The organism is Pseudogemmobacter sp. TB195 (assembly GCF_058313095.1).
The window spans coordinates 367,507-391,400 of sequence record NZ_JBZEGG010000001.1 but is presented as its reverse complement, the minus strand read 5'-3'; the positions used below and the strand labels follow the sequence as shown (position 1 = coordinate 391,400).

Annotated in this window: 21 protein-coding genes; 10 read left to right on the top strand and 11 right to left on the bottom strand. The window is 60.8% G+C overall.

The features are described from left to right. Positions 1-25 precede the first annotated feature (25 nt). The 5 genes from AC4FS3_RS01870 to AC4FS3_RS01850 all read right to left on the bottom strand — a co-directional run bounded on the left by AC4FS3_RS01870 (position 26) and on the right by AC4FS3_RS01850 (position 3,670). Positions 26-835, bottom strand: coding sequence for a flagellar motor protein MotB (locus AC4FS3_RS01870; RefSeq protein WP_491019119.1), 810 nt, complete (start codon positions 833-835; stop codon positions 26-28). A gap of 112 nt (positions 836-947) precedes the next feature. Continuing rightward, positions 948-1,646, bottom strand: a complete 699-nt coding sequence (dnaQ, locus tag AC4FS3_RS01865; protein WP_491019118.1) for a DNA polymerase III subunit epsilon — start codon at positions 1,644-1,646, stop codon at positions 948-950. After that, complete coding sequence (gene coaE / locus AC4FS3_RS01860; RefSeq protein WP_491019117.1) at positions 1,639-2,241, bottom strand: dephospho-CoA kinase; 603 nt, start codon at positions 2,239-2,241, stop codon at positions 1,639-1,641. Before coaE ends, dnaQ begins: the two co-directional genes overlap by 8 nt. Further along, on the bottom strand, positions 2,238-3,077 hold the full coding sequence (locus AC4FS3_RS01855) for a shikimate dehydrogenase (RefSeq protein ID WP_491019116.1): 840 nt from the start codon (positions 3,075-3,077) through the stop codon (positions 2,238-2,240). The genes coaE and AC4FS3_RS01855 overlap by 4 nt, the downstream gene beginning before the upstream one ends. After that, positions 3,074-3,670 (bottom strand): Maf family protein, encoded by a 597-nt coding sequence (locus tag AC4FS3_RS01850; RefSeq protein WP_491019303.1) that lies wholly within the window; start codon positions 3,668-3,670, stop codon positions 3,074-3,076. Before AC4FS3_RS01850 ends, AC4FS3_RS01855 begins: the two co-directional genes overlap by 4 nt. A gap of 612 nt (positions 3,671-4,282) precedes the next feature. Between AC4FS3_RS01850 and rho the strand changes: the two genes are divergently transcribed. From rho to AC4FS3_RS01820, 6 genes are read left to right on the top strand one after another with little or no spacing between them, the layout of a single operon-like run. Beyond that, the gene (gene rho, locus AC4FS3_RS01845; protein ID WP_092902145.1) at positions 4,283-5,551 is read left to right on the top strand and encodes a transcription termination factor Rho; all 1,269 of its coding nucleotides are present in this window, start codon (positions 4,283-4,285) and stop codon (positions 5,549-5,551) included. A gap of 22 nt (positions 5,552-5,573) precedes the next feature. Next, on the top strand, positions 5,574-6,854 hold the full coding sequence (gene mnmE / locus AC4FS3_RS01840; RefSeq protein ID WP_491019115.1) for a tRNA uridine-5-carboxymethylaminomethyl(34) synthesis GTPase MnmE: 1,281 nt from the start codon (positions 5,574-5,576) through the stop codon (positions 6,852-6,854). Positions 6,855-6,865: 11 nt separating this feature from the next. Beyond that, positions 6,866-8,731: a tRNA uridine-5-carboxymethylaminomethyl(34) synthesis enzyme MnmG gene (gene mnmG / locus AC4FS3_RS01835; protein WP_491019114.1), complete on the top strand. Its 1,866-nt coding sequence runs from the start codon at positions 6,866-6,868 to the stop codon at positions 8,729-8,731. A gap of 3 nt (positions 8,732-8,734) precedes the next feature. After that, positions 8,735-9,370: a 16S rRNA (guanine(527)-N(7))-methyltransferase RsmG gene (locus AC4FS3_RS01830; RefSeq protein ID WP_491019113.1), complete on the top strand. Its 636-nt coding sequence runs from the start codon at positions 8,735-8,737 to the stop codon at positions 9,368-9,370. Positions 9,371-9,374: 4 nt separating this feature from the next. Further along, positions 9,375-10,160, top strand: a complete 786-nt coding sequence (locus tag AC4FS3_RS01825) for a ParA family protein (RefSeq protein WP_198835404.1) — start codon at positions 9,375-9,377, stop codon at positions 10,158-10,160. A gap of 22 nt (positions 10,161-10,182) precedes the next feature. Continuing rightward, entirely contained in the window at positions 10,183-11,070 is an 888-nt protein-coding gene (locus AC4FS3_RS01820) for a ParB/RepB/Spo0J family partition protein (RefSeq protein ID WP_283176574.1), read from the top strand. On the opposite strand, the gene hemW is transcribed toward AC4FS3_RS01820, so the two are convergent. The 3 genes from hemW to rph are packed head-to-tail and all read right to left on the bottom strand — an operon-like array spanning position 11,071 to position 13,564. Beyond that, on the bottom strand, positions 11,071-12,243 hold the full coding sequence (gene hemW / locus AC4FS3_RS01815; protein ID WP_491019112.1) for a radical SAM family heme chaperone HemW: 1,173 nt from the start codon (positions 12,241-12,243) through the stop codon (positions 11,071-11,073). It lies immediately after the preceding gene. Beyond that, entirely contained in the window at positions 12,240-12,851 is a 612-nt protein-coding gene (locus tag AC4FS3_RS01810) for a non-canonical purine NTP pyrophosphatase (RefSeq protein ID WP_491019111.1), read from the bottom strand. Before AC4FS3_RS01810 ends, hemW begins: the two co-directional genes overlap by 4 nt. Then, a complete protein-coding gene (gene rph / locus AC4FS3_RS01805) occupies positions 12,848-13,564 on the bottom strand; it encodes a ribonuclease PH (RefSeq protein WP_283176577.1) in 717 nt (238 codons plus the stop codon). The genes AC4FS3_RS01810 and rph overlap by 4 nt, the downstream gene beginning before the upstream one ends. A 144-nt stretch (positions 13,565-13,708) precedes the next feature. On the opposite strand from rph, the gene hrcA reads away from it, so the two are divergent. Together hrcA and AC4FS3_RS01795 are read left to right on the top strand one after the other, a co-directional pair. Then, a complete protein-coding gene (gene hrcA, locus AC4FS3_RS01800; protein WP_198835237.1) occupies positions 13,709-14,779 on the top strand; it encodes a heat-inducible transcriptional repressor HrcA in 1,071 nt (356 codons plus the stop codon). A 41-nt stretch (positions 14,780-14,820) separates the two neighbouring features. After that, positions 14,821-15,360 (top strand): nucleotide exchange factor GrpE, encoded by a 540-nt coding sequence (locus AC4FS3_RS01795; protein WP_283176578.1) that lies wholly within the window; start codon positions 14,821-14,823, stop codon positions 15,358-15,360. Here the strand turns inward: AC4FS3_RS01795 and mutS are convergent, their stop codons facing one another. Further along, positions 15,361-17,988, bottom strand: a complete 2,628-nt coding sequence (gene mutS / locus AC4FS3_RS01790; RefSeq protein ID WP_491019110.1) for a DNA mismatch repair protein MutS — start codon at positions 17,986-17,988, stop codon at positions 15,361-15,363. Positions 17,989-18,117: 129 nt separating this feature from the next. Here mutS and AC4FS3_RS01785 point away from each other — a divergent pair, with 129 nt between their 5' ends. After that, complete coding sequence (locus tag AC4FS3_RS01785; RefSeq protein ID WP_491019109.1) at positions 18,118-20,373, top strand: NADP-dependent malic enzyme; 2,256 nt, start codon at positions 18,118-18,120, stop codon at positions 20,371-20,373. An 87-nt stretch (positions 20,374-20,460) separates the two neighbouring features. Here AC4FS3_RS01785 and AC4FS3_RS01780 read toward each other — a convergent pair whose 3' ends face one another. Beyond that, positions 20,461-21,693 carry an argininosuccinate synthase gene (locus tag AC4FS3_RS01780; RefSeq protein WP_491019108.1) on the bottom strand — a complete coding sequence of 411 codons (1,233 nt, stop codon included), beginning with the start codon at positions 21,691-21,693 and terminating at the stop codon, positions 20,461-20,463. A 159-nt stretch (positions 21,694-21,852) separates the two neighbouring features. Here AC4FS3_RS01780 and ilvA point away from each other — a divergent pair, with 159 nt between their 5' ends. Continuing rightward, complete coding sequence (gene ilvA, locus AC4FS3_RS01775) at positions 21,853-23,100, top strand: threonine ammonia-lyase IlvA (RefSeq protein ID WP_491019107.1); 1,248 nt, start codon at positions 21,853-21,855, stop codon at positions 23,098-23,100. Positions 23,101-23,123: 23 nt separating this feature from the next. Here the strand turns inward: ilvA and AC4FS3_RS01770 are convergent, their stop codons facing one another. Further along, positions 23,124-23,726, bottom strand: coding sequence for an HD domain-containing protein (locus AC4FS3_RS01770; protein ID WP_283176582.1), 603 nt, complete (start codon positions 23,724-23,726; stop codon positions 23,124-23,126). Positions 23,727-23,894: the final 168 nt, after the last annotated feature.

Below are 23,894 nucleotides of genomic sequence, written 5' to 3'. Positions count from 1 at the left end.
CCGCTAACAGATAAAATTATCAGGATTACCGGTCACGCCGCAGCAGCACGATCTCGATCCGGTTGTTGCGCCGCGAAGCGGGATCGGCCACGGCGGGCTTGCGGTCAGCAAAGCCCCCGATGCGGCTGAACCGGGTCGCCTGAATGCCGGCCCTCTGGAGCAGACTGCGCATGGCACGGGCACGATCGGCCGTCAGTTCCCAGCCCGGATTTTCAACCAGAGTGACCGGATAGCTTTGCACATAGGCGTTCACTGCAAGACCATTCACGGTCAGATTGAGCACCTCGGCCAGCATTCGCGCCAGATGGACGGTAACCTCCTGCGGCTCGGCGGTATGGCCTTTGAACAGGCTGGCGTCATCAAGATCGAAGAGCTCGATCACAAGGCCCTCATCGGTGACCCGGGTGACAACATGGCGCATCAGTTGTTCCATGGTGCGGCTTTCGCCGCCACGGTCGAACAGGGCCTCTTCGACGGTTTTCACCATCTCGGCCTGGGCTTTTTCCTCGGCCTCGCCGGCGCCAGTCTGGCTGGCGAGGCCGCCGCGGCCCATGGCGGTCCGGTCCTCCTCGGAGAAAATGGATTCCCCGCCCAGCGTGCCGTCACCGCCCCCTGAAACCTTGCTGAGCGGGATCGACGGATTGAAGTAATCCGACAGTCCCTTGCGTTGTTTTTCTGTCGTCGCATTCAACAGCCACATCAGCAGGAAGAAGGCCATCATTGCGGTCACGAAATCCGCATAGGCCACTTTCCAGGCGCCACCATGATGGCCGCCGCCCGATACCACTTTCTTCCGTTTGATGATGACTGGCGGCGCATTGCTTTGCCCGGCCATTCCCGTCACCCTTTTCACTCACCCGGGGCCAGGATCACAGGTCGGAATGAAGAACGGCTTAAAGTTATGATTTTTAGGGAATAGTCCAGAAAAAGCCCTGATCTGCGACGGCTCAGTTCCGCTTCAGCCAGATAGCGGCATCGCCCAGTTTCGCAACAAATGCCTCATGCGCGGCGGTTTCCGCCGCGGTGATCCGCGCAGGCAATGCGGTCGGGCGGGGACGGGGACGCCAGTCTCCGTCCGTCTGCCCAGCACTTGCGGGGCTGTTGCTTTGTATCGGCGCCAGCACGAGGTCGGGCTGACGACCGCCGACCAGTTCAAGGTAAACCTCGGCCAGGATTTCGCTGTCGAGCAGCGCGCCGTGTTTTTCACGCCGGGAATTGTCGACGCCAAAACGTCGGCAAAGCGCATCCAGCGAGGCAGGCGAGCCGGGAAAGCGCTGCCGCGCGATGGCCAGCGTGTCGATGGCGCGCGCCCAGGGAATATCGGCCAGCCCCATACGCTTCAGTTCGAAATTCAGAAACTTCATATCAAAGGCTGCGTTATGGATCACCAGTTTCGCGTCACCGACGAAATCCACAAATGCCTGGCCGATTTTCGCGAAAACCGGCTTGTCGCTGAGGAATTCGCTGCTGAGCCCGTGCACTTCGAAGGCGCCCTGCGGCATGTCGCGTTCGGGGTTGATATATTGGTGATAAACCTTGCCGGTGGGCAGGTGGTTGAACAGCTCGACCGCGCCGATCTCGACGATGCGGTCGCCCTGTTCGGGGTCAAAGCCGGTGGTCTCGGTATCAAGGACGATTTCACGCATTCTGGCCCGCCATTCCTGCGCGCAGATGCGCGATCAGCGCCTGTACATAAGCCCGGGTGCTGTCGATTGACAGGGTTTCGACGATATGGGTGGCGCGGGCGCGCTTGTCCTGGTCGGGCATCTGGCGCGAGAGGATCAGGTCAAGCTGCGCCGCCGTCATACCAGGCCGCGCAAGGACGCGGGCGCGTTGCAGGGCGGCAGGTGCCGTGACCAGCAGCGTCGCGTCACATTCCCGGTCGATGCCTTTCTCAAACAGAAGCGGCACATCGAGCAGCAGGATATCGGAGCCGGTATGGGCCAGAAACCCGGCCCGATCTTCCGCAACAAGCGGATGGATCAGCTGTTCCAGCCGTTTCAGGCGCGACGGATCGGCGGCCAGCAGCGTCTTTAATGTTTCCCGTGAAACACCCTGATCGGAAACCGCTTCGGGAAAAGACGCCGCCAGAGCTGCCGCACCCTTTGCGCCGGGGGCATAAAGCCGGTGCACCGCCGCATCCGCATCCCAGACCGGGATACCTGCGTCCCAGAACATTGCGGCCGTGGTCGATTTCCCCATGCCGATGGAGCCGGTCAGGCCAAGGCAGAAAGCTTTCATGCGTTCAGAACCGCGAGGCGGGTCTCCTCATCCACCACCGGGCGTTTGCCGAACCAGCGCTCGAATCCGGGCACGGCCTGGTGGAGCAACATTCCGAGCCCGTCGACCACCGTGCAGCCACGCGCTTCAGCCTCGACCAAAAGGCCGGTTTTCAACGGCGCATAGACAATGTCAGTCACAAGGCAGCGCTGGCTGATCCGGTCGAGATCAATGACAAGGTCTGGCTTGCCGGTCATGCCGAGCGAGGTCGTATTCACCAATGTGGCACAACCTTCGATCATCGCGCCGACATGGGTCCAGTCCCAGACCACCACTTTCGCTCCGAAATCCGACCGCATGGCCTCGGCCCTAGGGCGGGTGCGGTTGACGATGCGGATCTCGGGTGCACCGACCTCGATCAGCGCCGCGACAACGGCACGGGCCGCACCACCAGCGCCCAGCACCGCAGCCGGACCGGCGGTCGGATCCCAGAAAGGCGCGTTCTGCCTCAGGTTGGAAATAAAGCCGGACCCATCGGTATTATCCGCATGGATCTTACCATCTTTCCGGAAAATCAATGTGTTAGCAGCACCTATCAGCGCCGCACGATCGGTAATGATATCCGCGATCTTCAGGATCGCCTCTTTATGGGGAATGGTGACATTGGCCCCGACAAACCCCATCTGCGGCAGGGTGCGCAAGACATGCGCCAGATCCTGAGGCGCCACATCCATAGGGATATAATGCCCCGCGAGACCATAGCGCTTCAGCCAATAGCCATGCAGCGCCGGGCTGCGGCTATGCGCGATCGGATGCCCGATCACACCGGCCAGCGGAATACGCGGATGGTCAGTCATGCGGGAATATCCCCTCTCAGCGAAAGCCAGTTCAGAAGGGGAAGCAAGGGCAGCCCCAGAATCGTGAAGTGATCCCCCTGGATCGAGGAGAACAGCCGAACGCCTTCCTCTTCAAGCCGGTATCCACCGACGGAATGACGGATTTTATCCCAGTTGCGCGAGATATAGCCATCAAGCCACAGATCCCCGAAATCCCGCATCGTAAGCCGCACCTCGCCGACATGACGCCAGAGCGGCTGGCCGCCCTGGCAAACCACCACCGCCGAGATCAGACGGTGGGTTTTGCCGCGCAGATCTACCAGCTGGGCGCGCGCCGCCTCCGGGCTTTCAGGCTTGGCAAAGATCCGGCCATTCATCTCGAGCAGCTGGTCCGAGCCGATCACCAGCGCCTCTGGCCGCTTGCCCGAGATTTTCAGCGCCTTGGTTTCCGCCAGCGCATCGGCGATGTCGCGCGGCTTTGCCCTCTCAGCCTCCAAAGCGCGGCGAATGCTGTCTTCATCCACCCGCGCGGCAAGGCTCTCAAACTCCAGGCCCGCCGCCCGCAACATGGCGATTCTCGTCTCAGAGGCAGAAGCCAGCACCAAAGCCGGCATTTTCTTGCCTGCAACGTCTTCGGAAAAATCAGAGGGCACTTTGTGGATAATCCTGTTTTGTTCGGGGGAAGACTCGGCCAGTTATCCCACGCCTCAGGGCCTGGGCCGGGATATCCTCAAAAAGCGCCGGCACGCGACCCCCGGTTATCCCACTGCGCATGCTGTTTTCCACCATCGATCCGCGCGGGGGTTTTGCGCGGGCTGTGACATTTCTCCTCCACAGGCTGATGCCTGGAAACGCTGTTCTAAGAACATGATATAAATAGATAAATCAAAACACCACGCATTTTTTCCCAATCTTTACCACTTCTGTCCACAGGTGGAAAACTCAAGGGAAAATGCTCCGGAACTGCCGCTATCCTGTTATCCTCAGGGCCTACTACAACATCATCCTTCATATCTTTCTCTTAAATATATTATGAACTCTGCACAGGTTTGTGCGTCCCAGCTCACCTTTCGCCTTCTGAGCGGCCTTTCTGCTCAGAAAGATTGACTTACAGTCCCAGTCCCCCTATCTGCAGGCAATGCGGGGCCGTCCGGTCCTGACGCTTCCCTTTTTCAGCCTCTGATCCAGCATCGCGCCGCACGCGCGTCTGGCATAATGGTATTGCGATGACAGAACGCCTCAACCTCTCCGATCTCAAGGCCAAGACCCCGGCCGATCTTCTCGCCATGGCGGAGGAGTGGGAGATCGAGAATGCGCCCTCGATGCGCAAGGGCGAGATGATGTTCCAGATCCTCAAGGAACATGCCGAGGAAGGGTGGGAAATCGGCGGCGATGGCGTCCTTGAGGTTCTGCAGGACGGGTTCGGCTTTCTGCGCAGCCCTTCTGCCAACTATCTGCCCGGCCCCGATGACATCTATGTCGGGCCCGAGATGATCCGTCAGTTTTCGCTGCGTACCGGCGATTCCATCGAAGGCGTGATCAAGGCCCCGTCCGAGAATGAGCGCTATTTCAGCCTTGTGAAGGCGACGCTGATCAATTTCGACGATCCAGAGCGCGCGAAACACAAGGTGCATTTCGACAACCTGACGCCGCTTTACCCGGAAGAGCGGCTGAAGATGGAAATCGAGGATCCGACGATCAAGGACCGCTCGGCCAGGATCATCGATCTCGTCGCGCCCATCGGCAAAGGCCAGCGGGCGCTGATCGTGGCCCCGCCGCGCACGGGTAAGACGGTTCTTTTGCAAAACATCGCACGCTCGGTCGCCGCGAACCACCCGGAATGTTATCTGATCGTGCTGCTGATCGATGAACGGCCCGAGGAAGTCACCGATATGCAGCGTTCAGTGAAGGGCGAGGTTGTGTCCTCGACCTTTGACGAGCCGGCGACGCGCCACGTGGCTGTGGCCGAGATGGTGATCGAAAAGGCCAAGCGCCTGGTTGAACATAAACGAGATGTTGTGATCCTTCTTGATTCGATCACAAGACTTGGTCGCGCCTTTAACACGGTCGTGCCGAGCTCGGGCAAGGTTCTGACCGGTGGTGTGGACGCCAACGCGCTGCAACGCCCGAAGCGTTTTTTCGGTGCGGCACGGAATATCGAAGAGGGCGGCTCGCTGACGATCATTGCGACCGCGCTGATCGATACCGGCTCGCGGATGGATGAAGTCATCTTCGAAGAATTCAAGGGCACCGGCAACAGCGAGATCGTTCTGGATCGGAAAGTCGCCGACAAGCGCGTCTTCCCGGCGATGGACATCCTTAAATCCGGCACAAGGAAAGAGGATCTGCTGGTCGATAAATCCGATCTGCAGAAGACCTATGTGCTGCGCCGCATCCTGAACCCGATGGGGACCACCGACGCTATCGAATTCCTGATCGGAAAGCTGAAGCAGACCAAGTCGAATTCCGAGTTCTTCGACTCGATGAATACCTGATCGGGGGGCCAGCGGGGTTGCGATGGCTGACACGATCTATGCCAGCGCGACAGCTCGTGGGCGGGCGGGCGTCGCGGTAATCAGGGTCTCTGGCCCGAATTCTTTCGCCATATGCAAAGCATTGACAGGCGCGGCTCCAAAGCCGCGCCTTGCCAGTTTACGCAATATCTCGTGGCAGGGTGAACATCTCGACCAGGCTTTGGTGTTGGGCTTTGCGGAAAATGCCAGCTTTACCGGCGAAGAAGTGATCGAGCTGCAAACCCATGGCGGGTTGGCGGTGGTCAATGCCGTGCTGCGGGCGATTGGCGAAACCGGCCTTGCGCGTATGGCAGAGGCGGGCGAATTTACCCGGCGGGCGCTCGACAATGGCATGCTCGACCTGACACAGGTCGAGGGCCTGGCCGACCTGATTGATGCTGAAACCGAGGCGCAGCGTAAGCAGGCGCTGCGGGTATTGTCTGGCAGTATCGGAAAGACGGTTGATCACTGGCGAAGCCGCCTGATCCGGGCCGCGGCTCTGATCGAGGCAACGATTGATTTTGCTGATGAAGACGTGCCAGTCGATGTGACCCCGGAAGTGCGCGAGATCCTGACAGCGCTATCGGGTGAGATTGCCCGCGAAGCGGCGGCCGTTTCAGCCGCAGAACGCATTCGCGAAGGTTTCGAGGTCGCGATTATTGGCCCACCGAATGCCGGAAAATCCACACTTCTCAATCGCCTGGCAGGTCGGGAGGCGGCGATTACGTCGGAAATAGCGGGCACCACGCGGGATGTGATCGAGGTCAGGATGGACCTATCCGGCCTCGCGGTTACCTTGCTCGACACCGCCGGGCTCAGGGAAAGCGACGATCTCGTGGAGCGCGAAGGTATCAGACGGGCGATCCAGCGCGCCGAGGCCGCCGATTTGCGGTTGTTCCTCGGGGAGGGTGATCTTGGGATTGCGCTTCGGGATGGTGATATCCAGCTGAGCGGGAAGGCCGACCTTGGTGGTCCTGGCCCTGGCCTCGCGGTCTCGGGTCTCACTGGCGAAGGAATTGACGCTTTGCTGCAGCAAGTTACAGCGCGGCTCTCGGAAAAAGTCGCTGGTGCTGGTATAATGGTGCGTGAACGGCATCGGCATGCGCTGGAGCAGGGAATCACCGCGATCGGGGCTGTGTTGCAGATGATGGATAACGGTGTTCAGTCCGAGATTGTGGCGGAAGAGTTGCGTCAGGTATTGCGATCACTGGACAGTCTGGTTGGGCGTGTTGATGTCGAAGAATTGCTGGGCGAGATCTTCGCCAGCTTCTGTATCGGAAAGTGAGGGTGTTTCACGTGAAACATTTTGATGTTCTGGTGGTCGGCGGCGGCCATGCCGGGGCCGAGGCCGCAGCGGCTGCGGCGCGTATCGGGGTGCGAACTGCATTGGTCACAATGCGTGCAGAGACAATAGGCGTCATGTCCTGCAATCCGGCGATTGGAGGCCTTGGGAAGGGCCATCTCGTTCGGGAAATTGATGCGATGGACGGCATTATGGGCCGGGCCGGAGATATGGCTGGTATTCAGTACCGGCTTTTGAATCGCAGAAAGGGCCCCGCAGTACAGGGGCCAAGGACCCAGGCTGATCGTAAACTCTATCGCCGTGCGGTACAGAGTTTGCTGGCCGAGGAAACCAGTCTCTCTGTCATCGAGGGCGAGGCGGCCGGGTTGATCACTCTGGCAGGGCGCGTTACCGGTTTGCGACTGGCTGATGGATCCGAGATTTCTGCATCGGCCATCGTGCTCACAACCGGCACATTCCTGAACGGCCTGATCCATGTGGGTGACCAAAGCCGCCCGGGCGGTCGCGTTGGCGATCAAGCTTCTGTCAGACTTGCACAGCAGATCCATGATCTTGGTCTGGAAACTGGGCGCCTTAAAACCGGGACGCCACCGCGACTGGACGGGAAGTCGATAGACTGGAGCCGGCTGGAAATGCAGCCCGCCGATGAAGATCCGGTTCTCCTGTCGTTTATGAACAATAAAGCGGTTGCAAGGCAGATTTCCTGCGGCATTACGCATACCTCTGCGGCCACGCATCAGATTATTCGTGATAATCTTAATCGTTCGGCAATGTATGGCGGCCATATTGATGGAGTCGGCCCCCGTTACTGCCCCTCGATCGAAGATAAAGTCGTGCGCTTTGCCGACAAGGACAGCCATCAGGTCTTTCTGGAACCCGAAGGCCTTGATGACGATACGGTCTATCCAAACGGAATATCGACCTCTTTGCCTGCTGAGATACAGGAGGCTTACGTCCGGACCATGGTGGGTCTTGAGAATGCAACCATCCTTCAGCCAGGCTATGCCATTGAATATGACTATCTGGATCCTCGGGGGTTGAAGTCGTCGCTGGAAACTAAAACTCTCGCCGGCCTATATCTTGCGGGGCAGATCAATGGAACCACAGGATATGAGGAGGCAGCAGCCCAGGGCATGGTTGCCGGGCTGAACGCCGCGCGTGCCTCAAGGACGCAGGAGCCGGTGAGCTTCTCGCGCAGTGACAGCTATATTGGGGTCATGATTGATGATCTGGTCACCCGTGGCGTCACCGAGCCCTATCGTATGTTCACCTCGCGGGCCGAGTACCGGCTCAGCTTGCGCGCGGATAACGCAGATCAACGCCTGACACCGAAGGGCAAGGAGATCGGTTGCGTCCGGGAGGCGCGTGAACGTGCGTTTGGGGCGAAAATGGAGGCCCTCGGGGCGGTCACCGAGGTTTTGACTGCGGCAAAGTTCACCCCAAAAGAGCTTGCCGAGGTCGGAATCACCGTCAGCAAAGACGGAGCGCGGCGGACTGCCTGGGATCTGATGGCCATGCCGGAATATGATCCGGCCGTTTTGGATTTGCTGGTGCCGGCGCTTGCAGATCATCCGCCCGCCGCAAGGGCCCAGGCGGAAATTGAATCGCTTTATTCCCAATATACGGATCGGCAGGCCGCCGCCGCCGAGGAGCTGCGCCGGCATGAGGCGATGAAAATTCCGGCAGATTTCGATTATGCCGCGCTTTCCGGTCTTTCGGCGGAGCTAACCGGGAAATTGCTGCGTAAACTGCCGGAAACCATCCAGCAGGCGCGTCAGATAGAGGGGATGACACCGGCTGCAGTGATGCTGCTGATCGCATCGCTGCGCAAGATCGCAGCGGCCAGACTGGCCGGGTGACCCTTGGATAAAGCACTTTGGAATGAGCTGGGCATCAGTCCGGAAGGCCTTGAAAAGCTGAGACTTTACGAGGCACTGACCGCGAAATGGACCCAGAAGATCAATCTGATCTCTCGCTCCACCGTGGGAGAGATCTGGTCGCGGCATATCGAGGATTCGGCGCGGATCTTTCTGCTTGCGCCGGAACAACCGCAGCTCTGGGCAGATTTCGGGTCGGGTGGCGGATTTCCTGGGGTGGTTGTGGCCACTTTGCTTCAGGATCGTGGTCTTGCAACCAGGATGGTGCTTGTTGAATCGGACCAGCGCAAGGCCACCTTCCTGCGTGAAGCGGCGCGGCAGATGGGTATCCCGGTTGATGTGCGGGCCGAGCGGGCCGAGGCGATTGCGCCACTAGGGGCAGATGTTGTGTCCGCAAGAGCGCTTGCCCCCCTGGATATGCTTTGCGCCATTGCCGAGCGACATGGATCGCCCGATATGACCTGTCTTTTTCCGAAGGGTGAGAGCTGGGCGGATGAGGTTGCGGCGGCGCAGAAAAACTGGCGCTTCGATCTGGAGGCGGCGGACGATCCGGGGCATAAAGGATCAGCCACCCTGAAATTAAGGACAGTGCGCCGTGCCAGCCGCGATTCCCAAGACTGACGCCATGCCCTTTCCGGCGCATGTGATCGCCGTCGCCAACCAGAAAGGCGGCGTTGGGAAGACCACGACCGCGATAAATCTGTCGGCAGCCCTGGCCGAGAGGGGGCTGCGGATCCTGCTCGTCGATCTTGATCCCCAGGGCAATGCTTCGACGGGCCTTGGGGTTGCGACGAATGATCGTAAACTGACGACATATGACCTGATTTTGTCGGATGGGGCACCGAACGCCATTATTCAGCGCACTTCAGTGAATAATCTGTGGATCAGCCCGGCGAATTCCGACCTGGCCTCGGCGGATATCGATCTTGTCGCCAATGAGAAGCGCAGTTTTCTGCTGCATGACGCTTTGCGCCACCCGGATATCGAGGCGATGGGCTTTGATGTCGTGCTGATTGACTGCCCGCCGTCGCTGTCTTTGCTGACGGTTAACGCGCTTGTGGCGGCGAATTCGGTGCTTGTGCCGCTTCAGGCCGAGTTTTTCGCGCTTGAGGGGCTCTCGCAGCTTCTTTTGACGGTGCGGGATGTGCGGCGCTCGGCGAATCCCGATCTGCGGATTGAGGGCGTTGTTCTGACGATGTATGATGGTCGCAACAATCTGGCGCAGCAGGTCGAGACTGATGCGCGCGAGAACCTTGGTGATATGGTGTTTCGCACCATCATCCCGCGCAATGTGCGGCTTTCTGAAGCGCCCTCTTTCGCCAAGCCGGTGACGGAATATGATCCGACCTCGCGCGGTGCCGAAGCCTATCGGTCTTTGGCCGGGGAAATTGCCGCTAAACTGCGGTCCTGACAACAAGAAGAAGAGGCAGAGCATGGAACGCAAAGGGCTTGGTCGTGGTCTTTCGGCATTGATGTCGGATGTGAATTTGCGCCCCGAGAGTGAGGGGCCGCGGCGGGCGGACACCAGGCTGCCGGTCGAAAAGCTGCAACCGAACCCGGAGCAGCCGCGCAAGGATTTCGACCAGGCGGCGCTGGAGGCTCTGGCAGATTCGCTGCGGCAGAAGGGGGTTATCCAGCCTCTGGTCGTGCGGGTCAAAGGCGACCATTATGAGATCGTCGCCGGCGAGCGGCGCTGGCGCGCGGCGCAGATAGCACAATTGCATGAAGTTCCGGTGGTGATCCGCGAGCTTGATGATACCGAAGTGCTGGAAATCGCGATCATCGAGAACATCCAGCGCGAAGATCTCAATGCGATTGAAGAGGCTCTGGGGCTGCGCCAGCTGATTGATCGTTTTGGTCATACCCAGGAAAAGGTGGCCGAGGCGCTTTCGAAAAGCCGCAGCCATGTGACCAATCTGCTAAGGCTGCTGAACCTGCCCGGTGACGTGCAAAAGATGGTGCGCGAGGGCGCGCTGTCGGCAGGTCATGCACGGGCTCTGATCACAGCGCCAGACCCTTTGCGGCTGGCCCAGACAGTGATCGCGCGCGGTCTTTCGGTGCGGGAGACTGAAAAGCTGGCCCGTGAGGCCCTGGAACCGACGAAATCGACGTCGTCGGAGCAGTCTAGCGCGCGGGAGAGCACCAAAGATGCCGATACGCGCGCGCTGGAGGGAGATCTGTCGGCGCAGCTTGGGATGACTGTACGGATCGATCACAAGGGGCAGGGCGGAAGCCTGGTTATTTCCTATCGCGATCTGGAAGAGCTGGACCTGCTGTGCCAGCTGCTGTCTTCCGGGCCATCGGGTCTGGCCCGCGACTGATCAGGCTTCTGACAGCTCCAGGATCAGCCGGTTGAGCAAAAGCCGGCCGGTCGCGGTGGCTGTCAGACGATCATCCTGCAGGGTGATGAAGCCATCCTTCTGCAGGGTTTCCAGCTTTTCGCTGTTCGGCCGACGTCCAAGCATCCTGGTGTAGCGGGGCAGTGACATGCCCTCACTCAGCCGCAATGACATCATCAGATATTCCAGCGCCTGATCCTGCGGGCTGATAGTTTCACGTGGAACTTCGCCTTTACCTGTTTTTCTCAGGGCTTCCAGCCAGAGCTCAGGTGATTTATGAGCGAGTGTTGCCACGCGTTGCCCGTTCAGAGTGAGGCGGCCATGTGCGCCCGGGCCGATGCCGAGATAGTCACCCATGCGCCAATAGGTCAGATTGTGGCGCGATTCACAGCCCGGTCGGGCATAGTTCGAGACTTCATACCCAAGCAAACCGGCTGTGCCACAGACGTCAGTGGTCAGATCATACATATCTGCTGCGAGGTCTTCATCCGGAAGACCCCGGAGCTTTCCGGCGTCATATAGCCTGGCAAAAACTGTGCCTTCCTCGACGGTCAGCTGGTAGAGCGAGATATGGTCGGGGCCTCGGGCCAGGACCTGGCGCAGTTCATCTCCCCATGAGGCGAGATCCTGATCCTGACGGGCATAAATCAGATCACAGGAGGTTCGGTCAAAAAGCTCACGGGCCAGATCCAATGCTGCCAGCCCCTCAGCGGCGCTATGCTGACGCCCGAGACGCCGCAGATCCTGATCATTCAACGCCTGTAGGCCGAGAGAGACACGGTTAACGCCGGCCGAGCGATAAGATCTGAAACGCGATGCTTCTACGGAAGTCGGATTGGCCTCGAGTGTAACCTCAAAATCGTTTGTCATGCGCCAGTGGCGGGAAATCCGATCCAGAATGGCGCCAACCGTTTCAGGGTCCATCAGCGAGGGCGTGCCACCACCGAAGAATACCGAATGGAGGATACGTCCTCCGGTTTCTGTGGCAGCGCGATCCAGCTCGCGCAGATAGGCCTCTTTCCATTCGGTCTGATCAATTCTCGCACGTACATGGCTGTTGAAATCGCAATAGGGGCATTTTGCCTTGCAGAAGGGCCAATGAAGGTAGAGGGAGAAGCCCCCCTCTTGCCAGTCTTCTGCATGTTCCTGTTTCACGTGAAACACTTTTCCATGATAGCGGCGACTGCCCGTGCCCGGTGGCTTATCGCATTCTTTTGATCGGCTGACATCTCGGCAAAAGTCTGCGCGTAGCCGTCAGGCTGGAACATGGGATCGTAGCCATGGCCTTCAAGACCCCGGCGCGGCCAGATCAATTCTCCGGCGCAGCTGCCTTCGACGATTTCGTCATGACCATCGGGCCAGGCAAGAACCAGAGTGCACCGAAACTGGCCAAGGCGCGGGGCGGGCGCCCCGCGCTCTTCCAGCAGCGCCCAGGTTTTTTCCATCGCCATGCCGAAGTCACGGCCATTCGGGGTTTCGGCCCAGACAGCGGTGTAAACACCCGGAGCCCCGTCCAGCGCATCAATCGTCAGGCCGGAATCATCAGCCAGCGCGGGAAGGCCGGTGGCCTTTGCCGCATAATGTGCTTTGATCCGGCCGTTGCCGACGAATGTGTCCTCGGTCTCTTCCGGCTCATCCAGGTCAAACTCACCGGCGGAAATGCAACGGATGCCAAGCGGTGCCAGCAATGTCGCGAATTCCTCCAGCTTGCCTTTGTTGTGGCTCGCGATCACAAGCTGGTCGCCGGTGAATTTGCGGGTCATGCGCCAATGGCCTTCTTCTGTGCTTCGACCAGCGCCGCAGTGCCCTTAAGGCCAAGCCCGAGCAGGATGGTGAGGTCTTCAACTGCGAAAGGCGCGCCTTCTGCCGAGGCCTGAACCTCAACCAGCTTGCCCTTGCCGGTGATCACGAAATTGCCGTCAGTGCCGGCTGCCGAGTCTTCGTCATAGTCCAGATCCAGCACATTCTGGCCGGCATAGATGCCGCAGGACACTGCCGCGACGTGATCGAGCAGCGGATCGCCGGTGACGAGGCCCTTTTGCATCAGCTTGTTCATTGCCAGGCGCAAAGCGACCCAGCCGCCAGTGATGGCCGCGCAGCGGGTGCCACCATCGGCCTGGATCACATCGCAATCGACGGTGATCTGACGTTCCCCAAGCGCTTGCCGGTCAACCACTGCGCGCAGGCTGCGACCTATAAGCCTTTGAATCTCTTGTGTTCTGCCGGATTGTTTGCCTGCAGCTGCCTCGCGGCGCGATCTGGTATGGGTGGACCGCGGCAACATGCCATATTCCGCCGTCACCCAGCCCATGCCGGTGTTGCGCAGGAAGGGCGGCGGCTTGTCTTCGATCGAAGCGGTGCAAAGCACATGGGTATTTCCCATCCGGATCAGGCAGGAGCCTTCGGCGTGAAGGGAAACCCCGGTTTCAATGGAAACCGTGCGAAGTTGGTCGAGCTCTCTTCCAGAGGGGCGCATGACTGATCCTTTCAAAGATTTGCGGTCAGATATGCGCGGGCAGGCGCCGGATGCAACCCTGATCACCAGGCGTAACAGGGGGCTGGCGCATTGACGGCGGGTGCTATTGGTCCTTAAGTCAAATGAAAGGCGGGCCGGGATGTAATGGCGGACAGAAAAGAGCTGCTGCAGCAAATGAGTGACAGGTCGCGCGAAGTTTTCCGGCGCGTGGTCGAGGGCTATCTTGAAACCGGTGAGCCGGTTGGATCGCGCACGCTTACCCGCAGCCTGAGCGAACAGATCTCGGCCGCGACCATCCGCAATGTGATGCAGGATCTGGAATTCCTCGGTCTGCTGGACAGCCCGCATATTTCGGCAGGGCGGATTCCGACGCAGCAGGGGCTGCGGCTGTTTGTCGACGGCTTTCTTGAGGTCGGAACGGTTGATCAGGCCGACCGCGCGCGGATCGATGCGACGCTCAGCGGCGAGGATCACGATGTTGGCATGGCGCTCGACCATGTTTCGGCGGCGCTTTCCTTCCTGACCGGAGGCGCCAGTATCGTGATGACGCCAAAGCATGAATCGGCGCCGATCCGGCATATCGAATTTGTCTCGCTTTCGGCAGACCGGGCGCTGGTGGTGCTGGTCTTTGCCGATGGCCAGGTTGAGAACCGTCTGTTCCATCCGCCGCCCGGGCAAACACCGTCCTCGATGCGCGAGGCTGCGAATTTCCTCAATGCCATGGCGGGCGGGCGGACGCTTTCGGATCTGCGCCAGCATATCCGCGCCGAAGTAGCCGCCCGTCGTCAGGAGGTCGATGTTCTGGCGCGCGAGCTTGTCGAAAGCGGGCTGGCGGTCTGGGAGAATGCGGGTCTGTCGTCCGAGCGGCTGATTGTGCGCGGCCGTGCCAATCTGCTGGAAAGCGCCGGATCCGAGGATGTCGACCGGATCCGCAATCTTTTCGACGATCTCGAACGCAAGCGCGATATCGCGGAATTTCTGGAACTTGCGGATGAGGGCGACGGGGTGCGCATCTTCATCGGCTCGGAAAACAAACTCTTTTCACTTTCGGGTTCAAGTCTGGTCGTTTCCCCCTATATGAACGCCGAGCGAAAGATTATCGGTGCCGTCGGCGTGATCGGACCGACCCGGCTGAATTATGGGCGGGTTGTGCCGATTGTCGATTATACGGCGCAGCTCGTCGGTCGGATGGTTTCCGATCGCGGACGCGGTTGAAGTGAAAAGGGGCTGAGGCCCGAAAGACTTGAGGAGTGGTCATGGCGCAGGAAGACAACGCCGCCCAGGAAAACGGCCAGGCGGGCGATCTGCCGGAATATGAAGAGATGTCGCTGGACGAGCTGGAGACGATCCGTCTGGAACGTGACGAGTTCCGCGACAAGTTCATGCGCGCCCTGGCGGATGCCGAGAATTCGCGCAAACGGGCCGACCGGGATCGCCGCGAGGCCGAGCAATATGGCGGCACGCGGCTGGCCCGGGATCTTTTGCCGGTTTATGACAACCTGAACCGCGCGCTTGCGGCCATTCCGGAGGAAAGCCGTGCTGCGTCGAGCGCGCTGATCGAAGGGGTCGAGCTGACGCTGCGGGAATTGTCCAAGGTGATGGACAAGCACGGGGTAAAGGCAGTGTCGCCGGCGGTCGGCGATCAGTTCGATCCGCAGATGCATGAGGCGATGTTTGAGGCGCCGGTGCCCGGAACCAAAGCCGGGCAGATCATCCAGGTGATGACCGAGGGCTTTATGCTCCATGACCGGCTGCTGCGTCCGGCGCAGGTGGGCGTGTCCTCGACCCCGGGCTGATCAGCCCAGCAGGGCCTTGAGCTCATAGATAAGATTTAGGGCCCCGATCGGCGTAAGCTGGTCGGGGCTCGTTTCTTTCAGCCGGGCTTCGATCCTGCTTTCCTGTGCGGGTTTCACGGCAGAAGGCGGAGGCGCGGCGCGGAACAGCGGCAGGTCGTCGATCAGGGCGGCTTGCTTCGTGCCCTGGCGGTCGCCCTGTTCAAGTGCTTCGAGAACCGTTTTCGCGCGTTCGATAACCGAAGGCGGCAGGCCGGCGAGCCGGGCGACCTGGACGCCGTAGCTGCGGTCGGCGGCGCCGCGCCTGACCTCATGCAGGAAGATCACCTCGCCTTCCCATTCGCGCACCGAGACGGTGGCGTTTTCGACCCCGTCAAGCTTTGCGGAAAGCTGGGTCATTTCGTGGTAATGAGTGGCGAAGAGCGCGCGGCAGCGGTTGATTTCGTGCAGATGCTCCAGCGTGGCCCAGGCGATGGAGAGGCCATCCCAGGTGGCGGTGCCGCGGCCGATCTCATCCAGGATGACGAGGGCGCGGTCATCGGCCTGGTTCAGGATGGCGGCGGTTTCGACCATTTCGACCATGAAGGTCGAGCGGCCCCGCGCGAGGTCGTCTGATGCTCCGACGCGGCTGAAAAGCTGGCTGACAAGGCCGATATGGGCCGAGCGGGCCGGGACGAAGCTGCCGGCCTGAGCCATCAGCGCGATCAGGGCGTTCTGGCGCAGGAAGGTTGATTTACCCGCCATATTCGGGCCGGTCAGCAGCCAGATCGCCGGGGAATTGCCGGTGGTCAGGTCGCAGTCATTGGCGACAAAGCTCTGCCCGCCCTGGCGTCTGAGGGCGCGTTCGACCACCGGATGGCGTCCGCCCCCGATCAGGAAGGCGCGGCTGTCATCGACCTTTGGTTCCGTCCAGTCGCCCTCGGCTGCGAGATCGGCAAAGCCTGCGCAAAGGTCGATTTCGGCCAGGGCGCGCGCTGTGGCGCCAATTGGGCCCGCCTGGTCGAGAATCGCGCGTTTCAGGCTTTCATAGTGACGTTTTTCCAGCTCCAGCGCCCGGTTTGACGAGTTCAGGATCCGGGTTTCCAGATCGGACAGCGCGACCGTGGTAAAGCGGACCTGACCGGCGGTGGTCTGGCGGTGGATGAAGAGGTCGGGATGGGCGCGGAGTTTTTCCTCATGCGTCGTGGTGACCTCGATGAAATAGCCCAGCACGTTGTTATGTTTGATCTTCAGCGCCGGCACACCGGCATGCTCGGAATATTGCGCCTGCATTGCGGCGATTACGCCCCGGCCTTCGTCGCGCAGCTGGCGGGTTTCATCCAGTTCCTGGTCGAAACCTGTTGCGATAAACCCACCATCGCGGGCCAGCAGCGGCGGCTCGGCGACCAGCGCCCGGTCCAGCAGATCAACCAGGGTTTTATGGCCGGTGAGCGCCTTCGAGGCTTCGCTCAGAAGATCGGGCAGGTCGTTCAGTTTGCCGGTCAGGCTCAGGGCCTGGGTCAGGCCGGCGCGGATCGCGGTCAGATCCCGCGGGCCGCCACGATCCAGCGCAAGGCGCGACAGCGCGCGATCCATATCGGGCACGCGGCGCAGGTCGTTGCGCAGGTCCTCGCGCAGCCGGCTTTTATCCAGGAGCGCGCGCAAAGCGTCATGGCGGCTGCGGATCGTGGTCAGATCGCGCGAGGGCGAGGAGAGGCGGCGCTCCAGCAGGCGCGCGCCAGGGGCGGTCACGGTGCGGTCGATGGCGGCCAGCAGCGAGCCCTCGCGCCCGCCCGAAAGCGCCTGGGTGATTTCAAGATTGCGCCGGGTCGAGGCGTCGATCTGCATGGTGCCGCCGGGCAGTTCTTTGATCGGCGGGCGCAAAAGCGGCAGGCGGCCGCGCTGCGTCAGGTCGAGATAGTCGACCAGCCCGCCCATCGCCGCGATTTCGGCGCGGGTAAACGATCCGAACCCTTCCAGTGAGCTGATCTGCCACAGCGCGCAAAGCCGCTTTTCGGCACCGGTGGAATCGAAACTCGCGCGGGCCAGCGGCGTCATCGCAGTACCGGAATCAGTCACCAGGTCCGCGATTTCGGTCGATTCCTCATCCGGAACCAGCAGTTCACGTGGCGCAAGCCGGGCCAGCTCTGGCCCGAGACGCGCCAGCGCGCAGGGCATGACCCGGAACTCGCCGGTCGAGATATCGCACCAGGCCAGCGCGCCCTCATCGCGCAGGGCGGTGTAGGCGGCGAGGTAATTGTGGCGCCGCGCTTCGAGCAGCGAATCCTCGGTCAGGGTGCCGGGCGTTACAAGCCGCACCACATCGCGTTTCACCACTGATTTCGAGCCACGCTTCTTTGCTTCGGCCGGGTCTTCCAGCTGTTCGGCGATGGCGACACGGAATCCCTTGCGGATCAGTGTCAGCAGATAGCCTTCGGCGGCGTGATAGGGCACGCCGCACATGGCGATAGGCTCGCCCTTGTGGAAGCCGCGTTTGGTCAACGCGATGTCCAGCGCCTCGGACGCCGCCAGGGCATCGTCAAAGAACATCTCGTAGAAGTCGCCCATCCGGTAGAACAACAAAGCCCCAGGATTCTGCGCTTTGATGTCGAGATATTGCGCCATCATTGGCGTGACGGTTTCGTCTGACATGGTTCCCCCGGGCTTCGGCGCCGACCCTACAAAAACGAAGGCGTGACGAAAAGGCCGTCATCCGGGCTTTTCATTTCATGCGTGACAAGGCATGTGCAAAGTAACTTTAATTCGCACCATGGCCCGCAAATGACCCGTTCCAGAACCACGCCCGAAGAAGCCCTCGCTTATCATTTCGAGCCGCGTCCGGGGAAATACGAGATCACTGCGTCGAAGCCAATGGCGACGCAGCGTGATCTGTCGCTGGCCTATTCGCCCGGGGTTGCGGTACCGGTCCAGGCCATCGCCGACCGGCCCGAGACGGCTTATGATTACACGGTCAAAGGGAATATGGTCGCCGTTATCTCGAACGGGACGGCGATTCTGGGGATGGGGAACCTTGGCGCGCTGGCCTCGAAGCCGGTGATGGAGGGAAAGGCGGTTCTTTTCAAACGCTTTGCAGATGTGAATGCGATCGATATCGAGCTTGATACCGAAGACGCGGATGACATCATCAGGGCGGTCAAGCTGATGTCACCGACCTTTGGCGGCATCAACCTTGAAGATATCAAGGCGCCGGAATGCTTTATCATCGAACAGCGTCTGAAGGAGATCTGCGATATCCCGGTCTTCCATGATGACCAGCATGGCACAGCGGTGATCTGCGCGGCGGGGCTGATCAACGCGCTGGAGATCTCGGGCAAGATGATCCAGGACGTGAAGATCGTTCTGAACGGGGCAGGGGCCGCCGGGATCGCCTGTCTGGAACTGTTGAAATCCATGGGCGCGCGGCATGAGAATTGCATCATGTGCGACACCAAGGGCGTGATTTACCAGGGCCGTACCGAGGGTATGAACCAATGGAAATCGGCCCATGCGGTAAAGACCGATGCGCGCAGCCTTGAAGAGGCGATGATCGGCGCGGATGTGTTCCTGGGCGTTTCGGCCAAGGGTGCGGTGACGCCCGAGATGGTCGCCTCGATGGCGGAGAACCCGGTGATTTTCGCCATGGCGAATCCCGATCCCGAAATCACGCCGGAAGAGGCCCATGCGGTGCGCGCCGATGCGATCGTGGCGACCGGGCGCTCGGATTATCCGAACCAGGTCAATAATGTGCTCGGTTTCCCCTATCTCTTCCGGGGTGCGCTGGATATCCACGCCCGGGCGATCAATGACGAGATGAAGATCGCCTGCGCCCAGGCGCTGGCCAGGCTCGCCCGCGAAGATGTGCCTGACGAGGTCGCGATGGCCTATGGGCGCAAGCTTTCCTTCGGGCGAGATTACATCATTCCGACGCCGTTTGACCCGCGTCTGATCTATGTCGTGCCGCCTGCTGTGGCCAAGGCCGGGATGGATACAGGTGTCGCGCGCCGCCCGATCATCGATATGAAATCCTATGAGGCAAGCCTGAAGGCGCGAATGGATCCGACGGCGACCATTCTGCAGGGCCTGCATGCAAGGGCGCGCCAGGCCCAGGCCCGGATGATCTTTGCCGAAGGCGATGACCCGCGTGTCCTGCGCGCGGCGGTGGCCTGGCAGCGGTCTGGTCTGGGGAAATCGCTGGTCGTGGGCCGCGAGGCGGATGTGCGCGAAAAGCTGGAGACTGCCGGTCTGGGCGACGCGGTGCGCGAGCTTGAGGTGGTGAATGCCGCCAATTCGCGCCATCTCGATCACTATAAGGACTTTCTTTACAAACGCCTGCAACGTCAGGGTCATGATCGCCAGGATATTCACCGCATCGCGGCACGTGACCGGCATGTGTTTGCATCCCTGATGCTAGCACATGGGCATGGTGACGGGCTGGTGACGGGGGCGACCCGCAAATCAGCGCATGTGTTGTCGCTGATCAACAATGTGTTCGACGCGAAAGCCGTCGATGGCGCGGTGGGGGTGACAGCGCTGCTGCATAAGGGGCGGATCGTCTTCATCACCGATACCCTGGTGCATGAATGGCCCGATGAAGAGGATCTGGCGACCATCGCGACCCGCGCCGCCGGCGTGGCGCGCTCGATGGGGGTCGAGCCGCGCGTGGCATTCGTCAGCTTCTCGACCTTTGGCTATCCGGTGTCAGAGCGCGCGACCAAAATGCATCGGGCTGTCGATGTGCTGGACCGGCGCGGTGTCGATTTCGAATATGATGGCGAGATGACCGTCGATGTCGCGCTGAACACAGATCAGATGGCGGCCTATCCGTTCTGTCGGCTGACCGGGCCCGCGAATATTCTCGTGGTGCCGGCGCGGCATTCGGCCTCGATCTCGGTCAAGCTGATGCAGGAAATGGCAGGCGCCACGGTGATCGGGCCGATCCTGTCGGGCGTGAACAAGCCGATCCAGATCTGTTCGACCTCTTCCACCGTCAATGACATCCTGAATATGGCGGTGATGGCGGCCTGTAAGGTGGGGTAAGGACCTAAGGTGGGGCAAGAACCTCTGGCCCGACCCAAAAACTGCAGTCAGTGCGGGGCCTTACCGGTCCCGCACTGAAACCGGCATTCAGCCTTTTTTCGCGACGCGCGCGTTGCGGGTAGCGATCAGCCGCAACCGCAGCGCGTTCAGACGGATAAAGCCCGCCGCGTCTTTCTGATCGTAAGCACCGGCATCTTCTTCGAAAGTGACGTGCTTCTCGGAATAAAGCGTGTGATCCGACCAGCGGGCGACAGTGCGCGCGACGCCTTTGTAAAGCTTCAGCTTTACGGTGCCAGAGACATGCTCCTGGGTCTTATCGATCAGGGCCTGCAGCGCCTCGCGTTCCGGCGAGAACCAGAAGCCGTTATAGATCAGCTCGGCATAGCGCGGCATGATCGAGTCCTTGAGGTGACCCGCGCCGCTGTCGAGCGTGATCTGTTCGATACCGCGATGGGCTTCGAGCAGGATGGTGCCGCCGGGGGTCTCGTAAACGCCGCGCGACTTCATGCCGACGAAACGGTTTTCGACGAAATCGAGCAACCCGATGCCGTGCTTGCCGCCCAGTTCGTTCAACCGGGTGAGCATGGTGGCCGGCGACAGCGCCTCGCCATTCAGCGCAACCGGATCGCCCTTTTCGAAGGTGATTTCGATAAATTCCGGAGTGTTCGGGGCGTCTTCCACCGCGACAATGCGCGAGGCGACATAGTCGGGTGCTTCAATTGCCGGGTCTTCCAGCACGGTGCCCTCGGACGAGGTATGCAGCAGGTTCGCGTCAACCGAGAAGGGGGCCTCACCACGCTTGTTTTTCGCGACCGGAATCTGGTTCGCCTCGGCGAATTCCAGCAGTTTGGTGCGGGAGGAGAGATCCCATTCCCGCCAGGGCGCGATCACCAGGATCGACGGATCAAGCGCTGCAACGCCCAGCTCGAACCGGACCTGGTCATTGCCCTTGCCGGTTGCGCCATGCGCCACGGCATCGGCGCCGGTGGCCTGAGCGATCTCGACGAGGTGCTTCGCGATCAGCGGGCGCGCGATCGAGGTGCCAAGCAGGTAAAGCCCCTCATAGACCGCATTGGCGCGGAACATCGGGAAGACGAAATCACGCACGAATTCCTCGCGCAGGTCGAGGATGTGGATATTTTCCTCTTTGATCCCCAGCAGCAGCGCTTTCTGGCGCGCTGGTTCCAGCTCTTCGCCCTGGCCGAGATCGGCGGTGAAGGTCACCACTTCGCAGCCATATTCGGTTTGCAGCCATTTGAGGATGATCGAAGTGTCGAGGCCGCCCGAATAGGCAAGCACGACTTTGCTGGGCTTTTTCATGGGACGGGCTCCATATCCGGTTTCGCCCGCGATTAGCGGGAAACCTGGGGAAGGGCAAGCGAGGCCGCGTCATCCGGGGGGCCACCTGGCCTTTGTAACCCGGCTTTTCGGCGCGGGACGGATCTTGCGCAACTTCGCGCCTTGAGGCATGGCTCTGCCATGACCGATTTTGCCCAAGCCGCAAGAGCCGCCACGCGTGAGTTGCGCCAGCTGTTCCCCGAAACGCCACTTCAGCGCAACGAGCATCTCTCGTCGCGGTATGAGGCCGATATCTGGCTGAAACGCGAGGATCTGACGCCGGTGCGCAGCTACAAGCTGCGGGGCGCCTTCAATGCGATGCGCAAGATGCGGGTGGCGCAGCCGGATCAGATGAATTTCGTCTGCGCGAGTGCCGGCAATCACGCCCAGGGCATGGCCTTTGCCTGCCGGCATTTCGGGGTGAACGGCATCATCTTCATGCCGGTGACGACACCGCAGCAAAAGATCGACAAGACGCGGATTTTTGGCGGGCCGAATGTCGAGATCGTGCTGACCGGCGATTATTTCGATCAGACGCTCGCGGCGGCGCAGGCCTTTTGCCTTGAGCGCGGCGCGCATTTTCTGGCGCCTTTCGACGATCCGGATGTGATCGAGGGCCAGGCCAGTGTCGGCGTCGAGATGCTGGAACAGCTAGGCCGGATGCCGGACCTTGTCGTTGTGCCGGTCGGTGGCGGCGGGCTTGCCGCGGGGGTGACGACCTATCTGCATGCGGTCTCGCCGCAGACCGATTTCCGCTATGTCGAACCCATGGGCGGCGCCTGTCTGGCCGAGGCGGTGCGCCTTGGCGGGCCGCAAAAGCTCGCAAAGGTGAACAGCTTTGTCGATGGCGCGGCGGTGGCCAGACTGGGTCAGATGACCTGGGAGCGGCTGAAACATGTCAGACCCGATCAGGTGCTGCTGGCGCCCGAAGACCGGGTCTGTATCACCATGCTCGAGATGCTGAATGTCGAGGGGATCGTTCTGGAACCCGCCGGGGCGCTTTCGATCGATGTGCTGCCGGAACTTGCCGGTCAGATCCGTGGCAAGACGGTGGTCTGTGTCACTTCGGGCAGCAATTTCGACTTTGAGCGTCTGCCGGAGGTCAAGGAACGCGCGCAGCGCTATGCCGGGCTGAAGAAGTATTTCATCCTGAGAATGCCGCAGCGCCCTGGCGCCTTGCGCGAGTTTCTGTCGATGCTGGGCCCGGATGATGACGTGACCCGGTTTGAATATATGAAGAAATCGGCGCGGAATTTCGGCTCGATCCTGATCGGGATCGAAACCAAAGTGCATGGCGATTTCGATGCGTTCACGGCGCGAATGGATGCGGCCGGCTTTGCCTATCGCGACATCACCGATGATGAGGCTCTGGCCGAGTTCCTTATCTGATCGTCTTCTTGCCCGGCGGGATCTCACTGACCTGCCAGTTTCAAAAGCGCGTCATGGCGGCTGACGAAGTCACGCCGGACTTCGGCAGGCGGGCGCAGGACGATTTCAAGGCCGCGCGCCAGCGCCGGATCGGGGCGGCCGAAGAACCGGTTGGCCTCGGTCTCGGAAAAGCCCGCGATCTGCACCGCTTCCAGCCAGGCCGAAACATTGTCGGCCAGCTTGATCTGTTTCTTGATTGCCGCCGGCAGCATCGAAGGCAGGCCGAATTTCAGATGGACCGCCGCTGTCAGCCTTGTGTCGAGCTCGCCATAACCCGGCCCGACGGCCGCCTTCACCGGGCTGATCATGTCACCGATCACATATTCAGGCGCGTCATGCAGCAGCGCCGCCAGCTGCCAGCGCGGCGCGATGCCGGGATTGGCGCGTGAAAAGATCGCCTCGACCAGCAGTGAATGTTCGGCGACCGAATAGGGCCAGTCGCCGCGCGTCTGCCCGTTCCAGCGCGCCACAAAGGCAAGGCCATGGGCGATATCGGCAATCTCGATATCCATCGGAGTCGGGTCCAGCAGGTCGAGCCGGCGCCCCGAGAGCATTCTTTGCCAGGCACGTGCCTGTTTCGCTGCCATTCACGGCCTCCCGCCCGGGCCCTGCCCGGAATTCTGTCGGGGCACGGCGGAAACCGATCCGGAAACGGGCATTCCGGCTGGTCCCGGGTCGTGCCGGAACCATCTTATTGCCCGTTTCCATTGCCGATGGTAAGGGGGCGCCGAGAAGGTTCAGCGGTCAGGTTCAGG

Excerpts from the sequence above, each read along its gene's own strand:
- rho (WP_092902145.1), top strand. The coding sequence starts at position 4,283 with ATGACAGAACGCCTCAACCTCTCCGATCTCAAGGCCAAGACCCCGGCC.
- AC4FS3_RS01770 (WP_283176582.1), bottom strand. The coding sequence starts at position 23,726 with ATGGCAGCGAAACAGGCACGTGCCTGGCAAAGAATGCTCTCGGGGCGC.
- hrcA (WP_198835237.1), top strand. The coding sequence starts at position 13,709 with ATGGCGGACAGAAAAGAGCTGCTGCAGCAAATGAGTGACAGGTCGCGC.
- rph (WP_283176577.1), bottom strand. The coding sequence starts at position 13,564 with ATGCGCCCCTCTGGAAGAGAGCTCGACCAACTTCGCACGGTTTCCATT.
- coaE (WP_491019117.1), bottom strand. The coding sequence starts at position 2,241 with ATGAAAGCTTTCTGCCTTGGCCTGACCGGCTCCATCGGCATGGGGAAA.
- dnaQ (WP_491019118.1), bottom strand. The coding sequence starts at position 1,646 with ATGCGTGAAATCGTCCTTGATACCGAGACCACCGGCTTTGACCCCGAA.
- mutS (WP_491019110.1), bottom strand. The coding sequence starts at position 17,988 with ATGTCAGACGAAACCGTCACGCCAATGATGGCGCAATATCTCGACATC.
- AC4FS3_RS01825 (WP_198835404.1), top strand. The coding sequence starts at position 9,375 with ATGCCCTTTCCGGCGCATGTGATCGCCGTCGCCAACCAGAAAGGCGGC.
- AC4FS3_RS01780 (WP_491019108.1), bottom strand. The coding sequence starts at position 21,693 with ATGAAAAAGCCCAGCAAAGTCGTGCTTGCCTATTCGGGCGGCCTCGAC.
- AC4FS3_RS01810 (WP_491019111.1), bottom strand. The coding sequence starts at position 12,851 with ATGACCCGCAAATTCACCGGCGACCAGCTTGTGATCGCGAGCCACAAC.
- AC4FS3_RS01820 (WP_283176574.1), top strand. The coding sequence starts at position 10,183 with ATGGAACGCAAAGGGCTTGGTCGTGGTCTTTCGGCATTGATGTCGGAT.
- AC4FS3_RS01870 (WP_491019119.1), bottom strand. The coding sequence starts at position 835 with ATGGCCGGGCAAAGCAATGCGCCGCCAGTCATCATCAAACGGAAGAAA.
- AC4FS3_RS01785 (WP_491019109.1), top strand. The coding sequence starts at position 18,118 with ATGACCCGTTCCAGAACCACGCCCGAAGAAGCCCTCGCTTATCATTTC.
- AC4FS3_RS01855 (WP_491019116.1), bottom strand. The coding sequence starts at position 3,077 with ATGACTGACCATCCGCGTATTCCGCTGGCCGGTGTGATCGGGCATCCG.
- mnmE (WP_491019115.1), top strand. The coding sequence starts at position 5,574 with ATGGCTGACACGATCTATGCCAGCGCGACAGCTCGTGGGCGGGCGGGC.
- AC4FS3_RS01795 (WP_283176578.1), top strand. The coding sequence starts at position 14,821 with ATGGCGCAGGAAGACAACGCCGCCCAGGAAAACGGCCAGGCGGGCGAT.
- ilvA (WP_491019107.1), top strand. The coding sequence starts at position 21,853 with ATGACCGATTTTGCCCAAGCCGCAAGAGCCGCCACGCGTGAGTTGCGC.
- AC4FS3_RS01850 (WP_491019303.1), bottom strand. The coding sequence starts at position 3,670 with ATGCCGGCTTTGGTGCTGGCTTCTGCCTCTGAGACGAGAATCGCCATG.